This window comes from Draconibacterium mangrovi, assembly GCF_010586825.1.
In the GTDB taxonomy this organism is placed as follows: Bacteria; Bacteroidota; Bacteroidia; order Bacteroidales; family Prolixibacteraceae; genus Draconibacterium; species Draconibacterium mangrovi.
In genome coordinates this window covers 466362-484087 of the sequence record NZ_JAAAGB010000001.1, presented here as the reverse complement: position 1 = coordinate 484087, position 17726 = coordinate 466362, and the positions used below count along the sequence as shown (strand labels likewise).

The 17726-nt window shown below is 40.7% G+C and carries 13 protein-coding genes; 8 read left to right on the top strand and 5 right to left on the bottom strand.

The genetic code is table 11. The annotated features are described in order from the left end of the window. Positions 1-309: 309 nt before the first annotated feature. Positions 310-1248, bottom strand: a complete 939-nt coding sequence (locus G4420_RS01965; RefSeq protein WP_246241510.1) for a glucosaminidase domain-containing protein — start codon at positions 1246-1248, stop codon at positions 310-312. Between the two features lie 405 nt (positions 1249-1653). Further along, positions 1654-3216 carry a carboxylesterase/lipase family protein gene (locus G4420_RS01960; RefSeq protein ID WP_163321925.1) on the bottom strand — a complete coding sequence of 521 codons (1563 nt, stop codon included), beginning with the start codon at positions 3214-3216 and terminating at the stop codon, positions 1654-1656. Positions 3217-3601: 385 nt separating this feature from the next. Between G4420_RS01960 and G4420_RS01955 the strand changes: the two genes are divergently transcribed. After that, a complete protein-coding gene (locus tag G4420_RS01955) occupies positions 3602-4084 on the top strand; it encodes a cytidine deaminase (protein WP_163321924.1) in 483 nt (160 codons plus the stop codon). Positions 4085-4302: 218 nt separating this feature from the next. On the opposite strand, the gene G4420_RS01950 is transcribed toward G4420_RS01955, so the two are convergent. Continuing rightward, positions 4303-5013 (bottom strand): RluA family pseudouridine synthase, encoded by a 711-nt coding sequence (locus G4420_RS01950; RefSeq protein ID WP_163321923.1) that lies wholly within the window; start codon positions 5011-5013, stop codon positions 4303-4305. 96 nt (positions 5014-5109) lie between these two features. Then, positions 5110-5925: a 3-methyl-2-oxobutanoate hydroxymethyltransferase gene (gene panB / locus G4420_RS01945; protein WP_163321922.1), complete on the bottom strand. Its 816-nt coding sequence runs from the start codon at positions 5923-5925 to the stop codon at positions 5110-5112. Between the two features lie 169 nt (positions 5926-6094). On the opposite strand from panB, the gene G4420_RS01940 reads away from it, so the two are divergent. After that, complete coding sequence (locus G4420_RS01940; protein ID WP_163321921.1) at positions 6095-7441, top strand: hypothetical protein; 1347 nt, start codon at positions 6095-6097, stop codon at positions 7439-7441. Positions 7442-7444: 3 nt separating this feature from the next. Here the strand turns inward: G4420_RS01940 and G4420_RS01935 are convergent, their stop codons facing one another. Then, positions 7445-8554 (bottom strand): acyltransferase family protein, encoded by a 1110-nt coding sequence (locus G4420_RS01935; RefSeq protein WP_163321920.1) that lies wholly within the window; start codon positions 8552-8554, stop codon positions 7445-7447. A 246-nt stretch (positions 8555-8800) separates the two neighbouring features. On the opposite strand from G4420_RS01935, the gene dnaK reads away from it, so the two are divergent. The 6 genes from dnaK (at position 8801) to glmM (ending at position 17585) form a co-directional block, all read left to right on the top strand. After that, positions 8801-10714, top strand: coding sequence for a molecular chaperone DnaK (dnaK, locus tag G4420_RS01930; RefSeq protein ID WP_163321919.1), 1914 nt, complete (start codon positions 8801-8803; stop codon positions 10712-10714). A 652-nt stretch (positions 10715-11366) separates the two neighbouring features. Continuing rightward, entirely contained in the window at positions 11367-12416 is a 1050-nt protein-coding gene (locus G4420_RS01925; protein WP_163321918.1) for a LacI family DNA-binding transcriptional regulator, read from the top strand. A gap of 486 nt (positions 12417-12902) precedes the next feature. Further along, positions 12903-14150: an MFS transporter gene (locus G4420_RS01920; RefSeq protein WP_163321917.1), complete on the top strand. Its 1248-nt coding sequence runs from the start codon at positions 12903-12905 to the stop codon at positions 14148-14150. Positions 14151-14170: 20 nt separating this feature from the next. Next, a complete protein-coding gene (locus G4420_RS01915; protein WP_163321916.1) occupies positions 14171-15259 on the top strand; it encodes a phosphotransferase enzyme family protein in 1089 nt (362 codons plus the stop codon). A 28-nt stretch (positions 15260-15287) separates the two neighbouring features. After that, on the top strand, positions 15288-16208 hold the full coding sequence (locus tag G4420_RS01910; protein ID WP_163321915.1) for a nucleotidyltransferase family protein: 921 nt from the start codon (positions 15288-15290) through the stop codon (positions 16206-16208). A 3-nt stretch (positions 16209-16211) separates the two neighbouring features. Beyond that, entirely contained in the window at positions 16212-17585 is a 1374-nt protein-coding gene (gene glmM / locus G4420_RS01905) for a phosphoglucosamine mutase (RefSeq protein ID WP_163321914.1), read from the top strand. Positions 17586-17726 lie beyond the last annotated feature (141 nt).

The window sequence follows — 17726 nt, the reverse complement described above, 5'->3', positions numbered from 1 at the left end:
TCCTCCTTTCGGTTAAAGAACGCTGAAGCAGCGATTTTTGGTTATCTATCGCTGTTTACGAGAAGCAGGTTGAAATGGTTGTGGAAATAGAGTTGCATGCCACAAGTTGGAGATAAATAGAAAAATCTGTGATGATTTATTAACGCATTTAATCATTAACGCATTTCCGCATTTTTACCACAGAGTTACACAGAGAAGCAACAGAGTTTCACGGAGAAAATGAGGATGATTCATGGATCTATGCATTTCCAAATTAACACAATTACCCATTCACCAATCAAACCTTCAAACTTTCAATCCTTCAGTCCCTCAATCCTTCTTCTTCCGCAGGTAAACCACCTGGCCCACCCGGGGCTGCTCACCTTTTTTCATGTTGTTGCGGCGATAAAGCGGTTTTAGTTTAATACCATACAGTTGCGAAATATAATGCATGGTTTCGCCTTCCTGCGCTCGGTGTGTAAGTTGGTTTTTGCTTGTTTTGTTCTTTTTGTACTGAACGTAAACCACCTCGTTAGGAACTGGGCGGTGTGCCGGTGGTTGGTCGTTAAATTTATACAACTCCCAGTCTTTTAATCCAAGTTCCTGGGCCAGTATTTCGTAGGTGTCGCCTTTTTGTGACACCACAGCCTTTACACCATTAATTTTGGTAACCTTGTGTGTGTAGAATGGCCTGATAGTAAGCGCTCCTGTTTTATCGGTGTCAAGCACATTGTGTGCCGCTTGAACATCCATGGGGCTAAAAGTCATTTTCTTGTCGAGGCGGTGCAGTTTGTTCTCTTCAATTATTCGAATCAGACGTTTGTCGTAATCGTGTGCAGTTGCATAACCCGCTTTCTTCAATCCTTTTGCCCAGCCTTTATAATCCGTATGATCTAACAAAAAAAGTGAAGCATAGCGCGGATTGTTCATGAGGAAGTCGGTATGATCTTCATACGAATCTTTTACCGAGCGGTAACTTCTGAAACACTCGTTACGGCGGTCGTCGTCGTAATACACTTTTTTGCCTTTCCAGCTACTTTTACATTTAATACCAAAGTGGTTGTTCGATTTTCGCGACAACTCGCTGTTGCCGTTGCCCGACTCCAGACAACCCTGCGCCATGGTAATACTGGCCGGTATTCCGCTGCGGTTCATCTCTTCAATTGCCACCAGCTGCCACTGCCTGATGTACTCATCGCGGGTAATGTTTTGAGAAATTGCGCTTGTGGCCAGTAAAATAAAAAGGATAAAGGAAATTATGTGTCTCATGTTTCTGTTACAACGTTTGCTGATGCCAAAAATAAAATACCCTGGGGCATTTGCCTACCAAATGCAGAGCATTTTATAAACAATGAAACGTGAGTAAGATGGGTTTATTGGCTATTGATGAAAAGAAATTGGTGAGGGAAGCACAATATTATGTCAGTAAATGGCTGTATTGGCAGTTTTACTACTTGGTCTGAAGTCGAATTTGTAAACATTTGGAATTCGGAGCCGGTTCTCCATCTAAGGTGTAATAACTTCGATGGAGAACCAAGATCCGAATAAGATCTTCAAATTTCAGTGTTTTATAACCGAATTAGTACCGCTATGTTTTTATGTAATCTCCGACAACTGTTTTTATTTATACAGCTTGGAGCCATAACAAGATTCGGTTATAAACAAGGGAGCCAACTAGTCAAGAGGTTTAATGAAATGCATCAATTCTCTGTCGTGGTTATTTACAATTCTGCTTTCGTTATCAAAATACATAGTAGCTCCGTTTTCCGGAGTGTATTGCTCCCAGGTTGGAAGCACACCATCAACATTTGGATTACCTGTTTTCACAAAGTTTATCCATGCCGAGCTCATTTTGTCAGCTAAGTTCCAGGCTTCTTCCGTATTGCCGGTCCAGTCTGCTCTCAGGTCAACCGTATTGAATGCCAATGGAATGTCGAGGCCATGAAATGAACCTTTCGAGGCATTGTCAACAGCGCTTTTCCATGCCAAAAAGTAAACATACAGCGGGGCATCTGTTTCCTTTGCCCGCGCGTCGGCAGTTCGAATGGTAAAAGGCCTGAAAGTCTTGTCAACCGAGAGCAGATCCTGAGGTGTATAATCGGGATAAGCCTCTGCAAACAGCGAAATGTATTCATCGGTTTTGTCGCCATATTCTTTTGCCAGGCGTTCTTTAGCCTCTTCCAAAGTCAGGTCTTTTTCGCCATAAGCGGTACGCATCAGTTCATTTAGTGTGGTACCTATCATCAGCGGAATATCCTTTGAAATGTCTGCAAATCCCGGGCTGAAAGGCTGCTGAAGTAAAACATCGCCATCGGCCGATGGTGCAAATCCAAACATGGTTGGCGAGCCCGGTATTCTCGGACCCGATGTTTTGGCAATGGCATCGTTTCCTGCTTTAACCAGGTCTTTATAAGGAATTGTTTCCAGTTTTTCAACCTCATCCGGTATAAGTCCCAGGTTTTCAAGTACGGCTAATCCCAAAGCTTGCGATTTCTCTTTAGTCATTGTGTTTATCAGTGTTCCACTTTGGATAATGGCCTTGTGAAACAAACCTTTTGCAGCCGGCATACACATAATGGTACCCACTTTCCCGCCGCCTCCAGATTCACCTAAAATGGTTACATCAGACGGATTACCTCCAAACTGCTCAATATTTTTATGAATCCATTCCAGGGCTTTTACAATGTCGAGCACACCCACATTGGCCGATTTTGCATACTTATCGCCACATGCCGAGAGGTCGAGAAAACCAAGAATGTTTAAACGGTGATTTATGGATACAAACACTACGTCACCTTTTTTTGCCATTGCTTCGCCATAGGTCATCGGATCGTTGCTGGCGCCGGTGTGGAATCCGCCACCATGCAACCAAAGCATCACCGGGCGCTTTTTACCATCCAGTATTCCCTGTGTCCAAACATTTGCACTAAACAGTTCTTTTTCGTTTTGAACAGAATCGGGATACCAGGGTACCACTTGTCGGGCTACCGGCCCAAACTCGGTACATTCGCGAACTCCTTCCCAGGAATCCGGATCCTGCGGAGGCATAAACCGTTCGGCTTTGGCGTAGGGAATTCCCTTAAAAGCGTATACACTGTCGTTAATACTGCCCGAAATATCACCAGCGGTGGTTTTTATAACCGGTTGCTGATTGATGTTTGGATTTGGCGTACAAGCCGTTAAGCAAAATCCGGCTGTTAGGGCAAAAAAGAAAATAACCTTAACTATTCGTTTCATACTTTTAAATTTACTTAGGTTTAAATCTTATTCAATACACTGCTGAAATCTCATTTTATTGTTTGTTAACCAGATAGTGGTGCGTTCTGATCTGGTATTGTAATATGCTTTGACTCCGAAATGTAAAATGGTTTAATCGCTGATTTAAACTTGGTTAAACCAATTGGATTATTGTGGGGGGAATTGGGAAACGCGGTTTTCATTGCCATGTGGATTTTAATTGAGAAAAAGAAGAACAACAAAAGGCTGCCTATGCCATGAAATCTTTTTGTATCAGGTAGTGTCCTGCTCTCACGTATTCTTTCTGTAAGTATAAAAAGCGACCATAGTGAAGAACATACTTCCATTTAATATAAAATTGTACATTTGAGAAAAATACCCGTTTATGCGAAAGAAGGAACTCACAATAAAGGTTTGCGAATACGATGCGGTAGAGGAATTACCTGAGAGCGATCAGAAATTGTTGCAGGCAGCCCGCGAAGCCAGTAAAAATGCGTACGCACCTTATTCGAAATTTTGTGTGGGATCTGCACTTTTGCTCGAAAACGGCGAAGTAATTACCGGCAGCAACCAGGAGAACGCCGACTTTACCGATGGACTGTGTGCCGAGCGGGTAGCCTTGTTTTATGCTAACTCTACATACCCCAACCAGGCTGTAAAAGCCATTGCCGTTACGGCACAAAATTCGCATGGATTTCTGGAACTTCCGGCGCAACCCTGTGGCTCGTGCCGCCAGGTAATGGTTGAAACTGAGGTGCGCTACAATCAGCCCATTCGTATAATTATGGATGGCCGTAAATATATTCAGGTTTTTGAAGGTGCCGATAATCTTCTGCCCTTTGCATTTAAACCTGGTGATTTGGAGTAAAAGAAGCTACGAGCTGCTAGCTACGAGTGGCGAGTTTTATGTTATAGCAGAAATAATGGTAGGGTATTGACGCATTTCTGCATTGAAGCGCTTTAACCACAAAGTTACACAAAGCTGAAAACAAGATTGAATTAGCGATTAAAGCATTGCAGCATTTACGCATTCCCACCAATCTAATTCAATCTCCATCAATCTAAATATCAATCTTCATCAATCCTTTAAACTTCCACCGGACTAAATTTCCCTGCCTTAAAGATTTTCATAAACTCGTCCCACACCGGATCTTTTGGCGGGTCGGCAACAATAGTAAGCGGTTCTTTGCGCACGGGGTGCATCAATTCTACTTTGCGTGCATGCAAGTGAATGCCTTTGTTTTTATTCGACCGTGGTGCACCGTATTTTAAATCACCTTTAATATGCATTTTTAGCTGGCGCAGCTGCACCCTTATCTGGTGATGACGTCCGGTATGAATTTCCACCTCCAGCAAATGGTAGCGGTCGATACTGGCCACATGACGGTAGGTGAGGCTGGCAAATTTACAATCAGAACGCGGTTCGGTATAGGCGTAACTTCGGTTTTTCTCTTCGTCTTTGCGCAGGTAGTGTTCCAGCGTGTCGGTGTATTTTGGCGGACGTTTATCAACCACTGCCCAGTATACTTTTCGCATGCCGTCTTTAGTCTGGAAAAGTTTGTTTAACCGTGGCAGTACTTTGCTGGTTTTCGCCAAAATAAGAATACCGCTTGTTGGGCGGTCGAGGCGGTGAGGCAGGCCAAGGTAAACATTTCCCGGTTTGTTGTATTTCACTTTCAGGTAATCTTTCACCTTGTCCAAAACGGTTTCGTCGCCGGTTTTATCGCCCTGCACAACATCACCGCATGCCTTGTTTATTGCAATAATATGGTTGTCTTCGTATATTACTTCCATCATTAGCTGCTAGCTATTAGCTTCAAGCTACAAGTAAGAAAAATTCTACCGAACTTCAAATTTTGTTCTTCGGTCTTGCAACTTCTGTCTTCCGTTTTTTTAATACTGTTCCTTATCGCTCGGGAAATCCTGCGATTTCACATCGTTTATATAATTTCCTACGGCACCTTTAATTTCGGCTGCCAGGTTGTGGTATCTACGTAAAAAACGTGGCGAGAACTGTTGTGTAATTCCCAGCATATCGTGGATTACCAGTACCTGACCGTCAACACCGCCACCGGCACCAATTCCAATTACCGGAATCTTCAGCTCTTTGGCAACCTGTTCGCCAAGTGATGCAGGAATTTTCTCCAGCACAATTGCAAAACAACCGGCTTCTTCCAGCAGTTTGGCATCGTTGATCAGCTTTTCAGCTTCGGCTTCCTGCTTGGCACGCACCGTATAAGTCCCGAATTTATGAATCGACTGTGGCATTAATCCCAGGTGTCCCATCACCGGAATTCCGGCCGAAAGAATACGTTTTACCGATTCTATTACTTCTTCGCCACCTTCCAGTTTTACCGCATCGGCAGCTGTTTCTTTCATAATGCGAATGGCTGAATTTAATGCTTCGCGCGAATTGCCCTGGTAGGTTCCGAAAGGAAGGTCTACCACCACAAGTGCACGGTTTACGGCACGCACCACCGACGCCCCCAGAAAGATCATTTCATTAAGGGTAATGGGCAGGGTGGTTTCATGGCCCGCCATTACGTTCGAGGCCGAATCGCCAACCAGAATAACATCTATTCCGGCTTCATCAACCAACTGTGCCATACTGTAATCGTAGGCTGTTAACATCGATATTTTTTCACCGCGCAGTTTCATTTCTGATAAACGGTGCGTGGTAACTTTTCGAACTTCGCTATGTACTGACATGTCTGTTTGTATTCAAATTAGACAGCAAAATTAACCAATCCTTTCATTTTAACCCAAAAGCAGCCATTTTTTCGCTCGCCAATGGTAGGTGCTTAACTTTTATTAACCGGTTTATGCGCGTAGTTTTCAGAAGGTTTATTTTCTTTGTGGCTAATTTCAAAGTCGGAAAATGAGAAAACTAAATAGCGTATTCCCTCACATTTGTTTGCTCCTTATTTTTGTTTTTACCGTGTCTATTGCCGGGGCGCAGCAGCAGCAGATCAATAACGAGGTGGTTTCGTTTAAAAAGCACGAACTGAACTGGGGATTGATTTTGGGAGTGAGCAAAGAAACGGAAGAATTGTTAAGCGACGAAAGCCGTTTTGATGAAGATCGTACTTTGCTGAATGGCAAATTCAGAATTGAAAATACCTATTGGAATTTATTGGATTACAAACAGGAACGTTTGAATATGCGATTCGAAGTTGGTCCGTATGGCGGTTATGGCGATTGGATCGACAGCTCGAAAGTGGAATACATTATTGCCGATCAGGATTTTTATGGCGTAAGAACTTCGGCGAATATCGATTACAGTTACCGTTTTTATTACGATACAAAAAGTTATACCGTAATTGACGTAAGCGCCTGGGGGCGTTACGAAGTGTATAAACAAAACCTGGATGGAACCAGCACCGACTCGCTGGGTGTAACTACGCCGGTTGACGTAAGTGATACCAAAGACCGCCTGCGTTATGGTTTAAATGCCAAAGTAGGTTGGGGGGCGGGACGTTTAAGCCCGATGAACCATTTAATGACCGCACACTATCTGCTCGAAAAATATTACCCGGGGCGTTTGTTCTCGGATTATGAAATTGCACAGTTTGCCCAGGTTATTGCCAATATTAAACACAACCGCAATTTTAAAGGAGGACACGTTCCTGAAAAAGAAATGGAGGAAGTGGTCGATTTTATCCGCAGTACTTTTGTGCTGGCTTCTCCTGAATCAATGGCTGCCGAATGGCATTTCAGCGAATTTGACCCGCGTTACCAGGGAAATCGTTTCGAGATTGGTCCGCATTTTAAGTATTACAACCAGGAGCCCGATTTTCTGTTTGGCGGATATATTCAATACGACAATGCCAAATATGTGAACGTAAAATGGAACCGTAATCTCTCGGCCGGGTTGGTGTATAACCGCTACACCAAAACGAATATGGAATACATTGATGAGCACCTTGTGAACTCAAATGTGAGCCGCGACTGGGCAATGGCAGATATTAACCTGGGATGGAGTTATTACCCCAACCTAAAAACACAGTTCGATTTTGGAATGCGCTATGTGCCCGGTATTCAGCTAAACAATTTTGATGAAGTTGGTTCTTTAAGCAATAATTTTATTCCTTATGTTGCCTACTTCACGCAATTGAACAGCAAGTCGAGGGTAAAACTAAACTTTGCATGGCGCATTGCCGATGGCGAACAGTTTGTTGTACCGGGACCGGAATTTTCCTTGTCGATTTACCGCAGTAAATATTAGAACTTAAACCCGCAGGAAAATCTTCTTTTTGTACATATAATAAAGTAAGCCCCAAATTAGTGCAAGACCAAACAGTAGCATAAGGAATTGGCCTGCGTCGCCCATCGGTTTGGTAATCCATCCGAAAAAGAATTCGGTAACAAATTGCATATCAATGATGCGCACAAAAAGGTAAACGAAAATGGAGTTCATACCAATTACCCTGAAATAGAATGCCCAACCACGTATTTTCCAATGGTCGATAATAAGGAAAAACAAGGCCATCAGCAGAAAACTAATTCCACCGGCAAGCAGATTAAAAGTTGAAGTCCAACAGCTTTTTATAATAGGGTAGAAGGTAGAAAAGGCAAGTGCCAGAACGATCAACCCAATTCCGGTGGCAGCCATGTAGCCAATCTTTTGCCAGTCGGTGGTTTTACGGTTTCGAAGGATGTTGCCGGCAATGGTGCCCATCAGGGTAATTCCTGTAGCTGATAGACTGCACATTATTCCTTCCGGATCGAAGGTCCCGCCATATAATCGTCCGGGTAAAAACAATTGGTCGATGTAGCCGTTTATACAACCTTCGGGAGTAAGTACTCCGGCACCAACTCCCGGCACCGGAATAAGCAACTGGATGATTCCGAAACCTGCAAGAATACCCGCCAGCCAGTAGATCCGGCTTTTAAACGAATGGAAATAAATAACAATAAGCGAAGCGAAAAAGTACCCGATACCAATTTGCCCCAGCACACTGGCTATGCGGCCATTGGCGAATCCGTTTTGGAAAACACCATTGTAAAGAATTCCGAGGATGATTAAAATAACCATCCGTTTTAGGGCTTTTAATGCCAGTCGTTTTTTAGGTACGTTTTTTTCAATTTTTGCTTTTATCGAAAATGGTGTCGCAACTCCGGCGATAAACATAAAAAGCGGGAAGATCAGGTCTTCGAAATGAAAGCCGGCCCACTTAACATGGTGCATTTGTTCGCCAAGCCAGTCGGCACCGGTAATTTGCGAAATAGCTGTTGCCAAAACACCGCCTCCGGTTATCCAAAACATATCAAATCCGCGAAGTACGTCTAATGATTCAAGTCTTTTTTGTGGTTCAGTTCTTAATGATTTAGTTGCCATAGTGGATATTGTTTATGCTTCTAAAAATAGTAAACATTCTGATTGATGAAACTGACGAGATATTTATTTGAGTGTTACACTTCCTTCGTTTCTGTCGTTTTGTCACCACAACTGACATGTTTTTTACCGTGGCGGGGCAATACTATGTCAGATTTTACATTCATTCCACTGATTTTTCCATGGCACAATCATTGATTATTTCATGACGTAAATTTTTGAAACAATAAAAACTTAAAAAATATAACAATGGGAAAAATTATCGGAATTGACTTAGGAACCACAAACTCTTGTGTTTCTGTAATGGAAGGTAACGAACCTGTAGTTATCCCTAACAGCGAGGGAAAACGTACAACACCTTCTATCGTTGCTTTCGTAGAAAACGGAGAACGCAAAGTTGGTGATCCTGCAAAACGTCAGGCTATCACTAACCCTACAAAAACTATCTTCTCGATTAAACGATTCATGGGAGAAACTTTTGACCAGGTATCAAAAGAAGTAAACCGTGTACCTTATAAAGTTGTGAGAGGCGACAACAACACACCACGTGTTGAAATTGACGACCGTAAATATTCACCACAGGAAATCTCGGCAATGACACTTCAGAAAATGAAGAAGACAGCTGAAGATTACCTTGGACAGGAAGTAACTGAAGCAGTAGTAACTGTTCCTGCATACTTTAGCGATTCGCAACGTCAGGCAACAAAAGAAGCCGGTGAGATTGCCGGTTTAAAAGTGCGTCGTATCATTAACGAACCTACTGCTGCATCGTTGGCTTACGGTTTGGATAAGATGGACAGAGATATGAAAATCGCAGTATTCGACCTTGGTGGTGGTACTTTCGATATTTCTATTTTGGAGTTGGGTGACGGCGTTTTCGAAGTAAAATCAACCGACGGTGATACACACCTTGGTGGTGACGATTTCGACCAGGTAATTATCGACTGGTTGGCCGACGAGTTTAACAGCGAAGAAGGCATCGACCTGCGCAAAGATCCAATGGCACTGCAACGTTTGAAAGAAGCCGCTGAGAAAGCAAAAATCGAATTGTCGAGCTCTTCTCAAACCGAGATCAACCTGCCATACATTATGCCGGTTAACGGTATTCCAAAACACCTGGTGAAAACATTGTCGCGTGCAAAATTCGAGCAGTTGGCCGATTCGTTGATCAACGCTACAATCGAACCTTGTCGTAAGGCATTGAAAAATGCAGGTATGACAGCAAGCGATATCGACGAAGTAATCCTTGTAGGAGGTTCAACACGTATTCCTGCTATCCAGGATAAAGTAAAAGAGTTCTTTGGTAAAGAAGCTTCAAAAGGTGTAAACCCTGACGAGGTGGTTGCAATTGGAGCAGCTATTCAGGGAGGTGTTTTAACCGGTGAAGTAAAAGACGTTCTTCTGCTTGACGTAACTCCGCTTTCGTTAGGTATTGAAACCATGGGTGGTGTAATGACCAAGCTGATCGAGTCGAATACAACTATTCCGACTAAAAAATCGGAAACATTTACAACCGCTGCCGACAATCAGCCTTCAGTAGAGATTCATGTGCTACAAGGTGAGCGTCCAATTGCATCGGGTAACAAAACAATCGGTCGTTTCCATTTAGACGGAATTCCACCATCACCACGTGGTATCCCGCAAATTGAGGTAACTTTCGATATCGATGCAAACGGTATTCTGCACGTACACGCTAAAGATAAAGCGACAGGTAAATCGCAGTCAATCCGTATCGAGGCTTCTTCAGGTCTTTCGGATGACGAGATCAACCGCATGAAATCGGAAGCAGAAGCAAATGCTGAAGCCGATAAAAAAGCAAAAGAAACTGCTGACAAAATCAACCAGGCTGACAGTTTGATCTTCCAGACTGAGAAGCAGTTGAAAGAATATGGTGATAAATTGCCTGCTGACAAAAAAGGTCCGATTGAAGATGCATTGAAAAAGCTGAAAGAAGCACACGCTTCAAAAGATTTGGCTGCAATTGATGCTGCAATGAACGAGTTGAACACTGTATTCCAGGCTGCTTCGCAGGAGATGTACAACGCTTCGCAAGCGCAGGGTGGTGCTCAGCCAGGTCCTGATGCCGGTCAGCAAGCCGGTACACAAGACCAACCAAAAGACGACGGAGAAGTAACCGACGTTGACTTTGAAGAAGTGAAATAAGTTTTCAATTAGTAAAATAATCAATAGATTAAAGCGCAGTAAGTTCCAACTTGCTGCGCTTTTTGTTTGTATATGATTGATTGTGGCAATTGGTTTTTCGTATATTTTTAGAACGTTTTTGTATCAAATTTGTACCGGAACTTAAGTAGTGTTGAAGTGGAGGTGCGGAGATCGGGAAGGGGGCACGTTGTTTTAATCACAGATGAAATAGGGAATCCGGTTCGATATCCTATCCGGCTTTCAGCGTTTGAGGAGCGGCCGAGATTTTATCTTACACAAAGCGCAGAACAGGAACTGCAAATATCTTCGCCTATGATTGACGAATTTCAGTTAGCACAATGGGCGAGAGATCTGAATCGATTGGTCGAGAAAAGGAAACGACCTAAAAAGGAAGCAAATGTGAAATATAGGGCTAAGAATAGAGATCGGGGGATAAGTCTTTGATGCTTATTATTGTCCTATTTAGAACTTCTAAACTGTCTTTATTTCTGTGAGAAGAGTCTTGAAGTACAATAATTATTTCCTTATTCACTTTTAGACTTTATTTGCAGTATTTAGATCTTAAACTAAATTTGTTGCAATTCCAAAAGGACAATCCTTGAATTTTTTCTAGAGATTTGTTGAAATAATTTTGCATCCAACGGAATAAGTAATGAAATCAAAATCCAATTATACTTTAAAAGATATCGCCGAAATGGCAGGAGTTTCGAGAGCAACAGTAGGCAGAGTTATTCATGGCCGCGGTGTTGTGTCTACAGAAACGTATAATAAAATTAAGTTGATTCTGGATAAAATTGAATATCAGCCCAATTTGGTTGCCCGATCGCTACGAAAAGGAGAGTTGTTTAAAATTGCGGTACTGGTGCCTGACGGATCTCAGGATATGTATTGGAAAAGGGCTATTGAGGGTGTTGAAAAGACAATTGATGAAATTTCCTCGCTGGGTATCAATATTGATGTTTATTTATTTAATCCTTTCAAAGAAGTAAGTTTTACATTTAATGCAAAGCAGGTTTTAAAAGAGGGATGCGATGGAGTTTTGGTGGCTCCGGTATTTTACAACGAAGCTCTCGATTTTTTTAAAGAGTGTAAAGCCAAAAATATTCCTTATGCCACTTTTAATACCGACATTGGAGAAATCAATACGCTATGTCATGTAGGTCAGGATTTATTGAATAGTGGTGAGATTGCAGCAAGCTTGCTAAAAAGGCTGTTAAAAAAAGAAGATGAATACCTGATCGTTCATATTGATGAGGATATTTCCAATGCAAAACACATGCAGGAAAAGGAAAAAGGTATCCTGCGTTATTTAACAACAAATAATATAGAGCTGAATAATATCAAAATTATCAAAGTTGCAAACCGCAGATCTATCGAAAAGCAGTTGTTGGCATTACTGGATAAATTTCCTAAAATAAAAGGAGTAATTGTAACCACATCAAAAGTACACTACGTGGCCGATGTAATTGAAGCATATAAGCTTGATTTGGTTCTTGTTGGCTATGATTTGGTAAAGGACAACTTAGATCATTTGCAAAAAGGCAACATTGAATTTCTTATTTTTCAAAATCCGGGGTTACAGGCAAGTAGCGCTATCAACCTGCTGGTTGATCACCTTGCATTTAACAAAAATGTTCCGAAACAAAAACTACTCCCGATAGAAATTATAGTGAAAGAAAATTATTCATATTTTCTGGAATAATTCATGTCCTTTTTTTTACATGATAACCTGTAATAGTTAAGCTTCATTCGGTAGAAGCTTTTGAAAGCGTTTTATCCCAACACAAAACTCCAAAATCACCTTGTAAACATATCACTACTTGTACGATTCCGAGTGTACTTGCGTAAGAATAATATTTATTAATGTGATCACGAGAACAATTGATGTTGTTTGAATTCAGGTGAAATAGCCTTAAGTGGCCTGTTGTTGCTGATATTATAATGATGTGTTGGTCTGATAGAGAGTCAAACATTTAAATAAAATTAAAATGATCACGTGAACAATTTAAAAAATATCTATATGTTTGCAGCGTAATTTTTATTAATGAATGAAAATGACGGAAGAAATTTAATTGGCAAACAATTGTCGTTACAGAATTGAGCCAGTGCTAATCTTCCTGAATATCAGTTGTATGTATTTGTCAGCAAAATATAATTTAAAGCATAACCGACATTAAAAAATAAAAACATGAAAAAATCGATACAAGTGAATCGGAGTAATTATTTGTTGCCATTGGCAATTGTTAGTATACTGTTTTTTGTAATAGGCTTTGGAATCGGAATTAGTGGTTTCTTAACACCATTTTTACAAGATGCTTTCCATTTGTCAACCTCTCAATCCTATCTGGTTACAGTCGCCATTTTTTCTGCCTTTGTAATATTTGGAGCCCCGGCCGGAGCCATTATTAAAAAGGTAGGCTATAAAAACGGGATGGTAATTGCCTTTTTTATTATGGCATTGGGTATGTTTTTGTTTATTCCTTCTTCAAAATATTTAAGTTTTCCGTTGTTTTTACTGGCCTTGTTTATTGGAGGTATTGGTAATACAGTATTACAGGCTTCAGTAAATCCTTATGTAACTATAATTGGCCCAAAAGAAAGCGCAGCAATGAGGATGAGTTTGATGGGAATAATGAACAAATCAGCATGGTGGCTATCTTCATTATTTTTGGGAATCTTCCTTGACCTGAAAAATGTAAAACTGGAAGATGTCACACTGCCTTTTTATATCGTAACCGGTATATTATTGGCGTTAGGTGTTTTTATGATTTGGGCTCCATTACCGGAAGTAAAAGCAGAAGGAGAGGAAGACGACAACACAGATGGATCTACCGGAGATGCTTCATCTAAGTCAAGTATTTTTCAGTTTCCGCATCTATTGCTGGGAGTAGCCGCTTTATTTGTGTACGTAGGAGTTGAAACACTTCCAATGGTTTCGATAATTGGTTATGCCAAAGCTGTGTTTGGTGATACGGCCAGAAACCTGGATAGCTTCTCCGTTTATGTTCCATTAGGCTTGGTTATTGGTTACTTATTTGGTGTGTTTATGATACCCAAATATATGTCGCAGTCAACCGCACTAAAAGCTTTTAGTTTTATTGGTATTGGGGCAGCTTTGATGCTAATTTTGTTACCAGGTGAATTAGGGATTTATGCAATGGCATTAATTGGTTTTGCAAACTCATTAATGTGGCCTGCCATTTGGCCATTGGCAATAGCTGATTTGGGCAAATTTACCAAAACCGGTGCTTCGTTACTTGTAATGGGTATAGTGGGAGGTGCCATCATTCCATTCATATTTGGATTTATTATCGATATGGTAAAAACAACTGAATTGATTACAGTAGCCAATTATAAAAGTGCTTTTTGGATTTACATTCCATCATACCTCTACATTCTGTTTTTTGCAGTAAAAGGATATAAAATCAGAAAATAACAATCAGAAAATAAATAAATATGGAAGCGAATTTGTACGAAATAGCTAAGTACTTTCAACTGGAAGGCGAAGTGAAAAAAATAACTCCTCTGGGAGAAGGTTTTATCAATGACACATATATCATTGAAACGGAAGCGGATGATTCTCCCAATTACCTGATGCAGCGAAAGAATAAGAATATCTTCACGGATGTACCTGCAATGATGGACAATATTGAAAGGATTACCTCACATCTGAAGAAAAAGATTAGCGCCCAGGGAGGTGATGTAATGCGTGAGGCACTAACTGTAATTAAAACAAAAGAAGGAGCACTTTATTATATCGATCAAGAGGAAGAATACTGGGCGGTTTGTTTGTTTATTGCAGGCAGTGTAACATACGAAGCTGCCGATACTCCTGAATTAGCCTATTCCGGTGGCAAGGGGATTGGTAAATTTCAGCGAATGACCTCGGACTTTACAGGAAAACTATCCGATATCCTACCTGGTTTTCACGATATACGTTTTCGATTTAAGCAGTGGGACGAAGTGTTGGCTAAAGATCCGGTTAATCGTAAAAAGGTTCTGGGCAAGGAGATCGCCTGGATTGAAGAAAGAAGGGAGGAGATGCTTGAATTCTGGAAGAAAGTTGAAGCTGGCGTTATACCAACAAGAGTTACTCATAATGATACCAAAATTAACAATATCCTATTCGACGATAAAGGAGAGGTGCTTTGTGTAATTGATTTGGATACCGTGTTAAGCAGCACCGCTTTAAACGACTTCGGAGATGCCATTAGGTCTTATGCAAATACCGGATCAGAGGATGATAAAGATCTGGATAAGGTTACAATGGATGTGAAAATTTTTGAGGCGTATACCCGGGGGTATCTTTCAGAAGCGAAATCATTTTTAACCCCAGTGGAGTTAGATCACCTGGCATTCTCGGCCAAATACATTACATACGAACAGGTGTTGAGGTTTTTAATGGATTATATCGATGGCGATAATTACTATAAAATAAAGTATGCCGGGCATAACCTGGTGCGTACACATGCTCAATACAAATTATTGCAAAGTATTGAAAAGCAATATGATGAGATGAAAATAGTGGTCAAGTCAATTCTTTAATAACAAACAGCTATCAAAAAATAATAAAATGAAACCAACATTATTAGTATTAGCTGCAGGAATGGGAAGCCGTTACGGAGGTTTAAAACAAATAGATCCCATTGGCCCTTCCGGTGAGACAATTATTGATTACTCGATTAATGATGCTATTGATGCCGGATTTGGTAAGATAGTTTTTGTTATCCGCGAAAGTTTTAAAGAAGAGTTCATAAATCTTTTTAATAAAAAGCTGGAGGGCAAAATTGAGGCAGAATTTGTAACGCAGGAAATAGAAAAAGTTCCTGTGGGATGCAAATATACGCCGGAAAGATCGAAACCCTGGGGCACCGGACATGCTATTTTAATGGCAAAAGATTGTATAAACGAGCCATTTGCGGTAATTAATGCAGACGATTATTACGGGAGGGAGGCCTTTTTTACAATGGCCGAATTTTTAAAGCATGAATGTGCTGATAGTAAGTTTGGAATGATTGGTTATCAGTTACAAAATACAATATCTGAGAATGGATTTGTTTCCAGAGGTGTTTGTAGTACGGATGAGAACGATCATTTGTTGTCGGTTATCGAAAGAACGCATATCGAAAAGAAGAATGACGGAATTGCCTATCGCGAGCTCCAAAAGTGGATTTTTATGGACACCCAAACAATTGTTTCTATGAATTTTTGGGGTTTTACTCCTGCTTTGTTTCGTTATTTGGACTCTCAATTTTCCGCTTTCATTAAAGAGTACGGCCAGGAATTAAAATCAGAGTTTTTTATTCCATCTGTTGTAAGTAAAATTATTAGTGAAGGTGAAACAAGAGTGAAAATGATAAGATCTGATGCACAGTGGTTTGGCGTTACCTATAAAGAGGATAAGGAAAAGGCAGTGGCATGTATAGATGCACTGGTAGAAAAAGGCATCTACCCATCAAAATTGTGGGATAATATATTATTTAATAAGATCTGATAGATGACACTCATAAAATCAATTTCCGGAATAAGAGGAACAATTGGCGGAAAGCCAGGAGAGGCATTAACACCAATGGATATCGTAAGTATTTCAAGTGCTTTTGGTGTTTGGTTAAAGAAAAGTGGTGGTAATAAAAAGATAATAATAGGCCGCGATGCACGAATAAGCGGTGAAATGGTAAATCAGCTTGTTGTAGGTGCTTTACTTTCTGTAGGAATAGATGTGATCGACCTGGGTTTGGCAACAACACCCTCTGTTGAGATGGCCGTAACCGATTACAATGCAGGAGGAGGAATTATAATAACTGCGAGTCACAATCCTAAAAACTGGAATGCCTTAAAACTATTGAATAGGCAGGGTGAATTTATTTCTGACCAAGATGGTAAGGATTTACTAAATATGGTGGAAAGCCAGGAATATACTTTTAACGAAGTGGATGATTTAGGCACTTATTCAAAAGAAGATTATTTGGATAAGCACATCGAGCATATCTTAAATCTTCCACTCGTTAATGTAAAACAAATTGAACAAGCCGGTTTTTCTGTAGCGGTTGATGCCGTAAACTCTGTTGGAGGCATTGCAATTCCAAAGCTATTAAAGGCTTTAGGAGTTAAAACCATAAAAGAAATTAATTGCACACCCGATGGAGAGTTTGCACATAACCCGGAACCTTTGCCTGAAAACATAAATGAAATATGCTCGCTGGTAAAGAACACACAGCTTGATCTTGGAATTATAGTAGACCCTGATGTAGATCGACTGGCTTTAGTTTGCGAAAACGGCGAACCATTTGGAGAAGAATACACCCTGGTTTCTGTTGCCGACTATATTCTTGAAAATTCTAAAGGTTCTTTAGTGGCGAACTTGTCATCAACTATGGCATTAAAAGACATTGCCCAAAAACACGGTGTCGGGTATTTCGAGTCTGCAGTAGGCGAAGTAAATGTTGTAAAAGAGATGAAAGAGCAAAAAGCAGCCATTGGTGGAGAAGGTAATGGTGGGATAATTTATCCCGAACTTCATTATGGGAGGGATGCCTTGGCTGGCGTTGCCTTGTTTTTAACTCACCTCGCAAACTCAAAAAAATCGTCGTCAGAATTAAGGGCGCAATATGCCGATTACAAGATGGTAAAGCATAAATTAGAGTTGGAAGATAATATTGATCTGGATATAATTCTTGATGGAGTTCGCAAAAAATATGCGAAATATCCATGTAACTGTATCGATGGGGTAAAAATTAATTTTCCTACGGGTTGGGTTCACTTGCGCAAGTCGAATACTGAACCTATTATCAGGATTTATGCCGAAGCGGAAACAGAGCATGAAGCTCAAATTCTTATAGTAAACATAAGCAATATTGTTAAGCCCGAATAGTTGATGCTGATGGCTTTCACATAGCTATTTCATAGGAGCAATGTAGATAATTTGGTGGCTGAAATTCTGACTCAGATCAATATTTTAAAATGAAGATATACTGCATTTCAGTGTAGGGTAGAGCCACTAAATATTCGTCAA

What these genes read in the sequence shown, in the direction of transcription:
- G4420_RS01965 (WP_246241510.1), bottom strand. Translation starts at nt 1,248, where the DNA reads ATGAGACACATAATTTCCTTTATCCTTTTTATTTTACTGGCCACAAGC.
- G4420_RS01960 (WP_163321925.1), bottom strand. Translation starts at nt 3,216, where the DNA reads ATGAAACGAATAGTTAAGGTTATTTTCTTTTTTGCCCTAACAGCCGGA.
- G4420_RS01955 (WP_163321924.1), top strand. Translation starts at nt 3,602, where the DNA reads ATGCGAAAGAAGGAACTCACAATAAAGGTTTGCGAATACGATGCGGTA.
- G4420_RS01950 (WP_163321923.1), bottom strand. Translation starts at nt 5,013, where the DNA reads ATGATGGAAGTAATATACGAAGACAACCATATTATTGCAATAAACAAG.
- panB (WP_163321922.1), bottom strand. Translation starts at nt 5,925, where the DNA reads ATGTCAGTACATAGCGAAGTTCGAAAAGTTACCACGCACCGTTTATCA.
- G4420_RS01940 (WP_163321921.1), top strand. Translation starts at nt 6,095, where the DNA reads ATGAGAAAACTAAATAGCGTATTCCCTCACATTTGTTTGCTCCTTATT.
- G4420_RS01935 (WP_163321920.1), bottom strand. Translation starts at nt 8,554, where the DNA reads ATGGCAACTAAATCATTAAGAACTGAACCACAAAAAAGACTTGAATCA.
- dnaK (WP_163321919.1), top strand. Translation starts at nt 8,801, where the DNA reads ATGGGAAAAATTATCGGAATTGACTTAGGAACCACAAACTCTTGTGTT.
- G4420_RS01925 (WP_163321918.1), top strand. Translation starts at nt 11,367, where the DNA reads ATGAAATCAAAATCCAATTATACTTTAAAAGATATCGCCGAAATGGCA.
- G4420_RS01920 (WP_163321917.1), top strand. Translation starts at nt 12,903, where the DNA reads ATGAAAAAATCGATACAAGTGAATCGGAGTAATTATTTGTTGCCATTG.
- G4420_RS01915 (WP_163321916.1), top strand. Translation starts at nt 14,171, where the DNA reads ATGGAAGCGAATTTGTACGAAATAGCTAAGTACTTTCAACTGGAAGGC.
- G4420_RS01910 (WP_163321915.1), top strand. Translation starts at nt 15,288, where the DNA reads ATGAAACCAACATTATTAGTATTAGCTGCAGGAATGGGAAGCCGTTAC.
- glmM (WP_163321914.1), top strand. Translation starts at nt 16,212, where the DNA reads ATGACACTCATAAAATCAATTTCCGGAATAAGAGGAACAATTGGCGGA.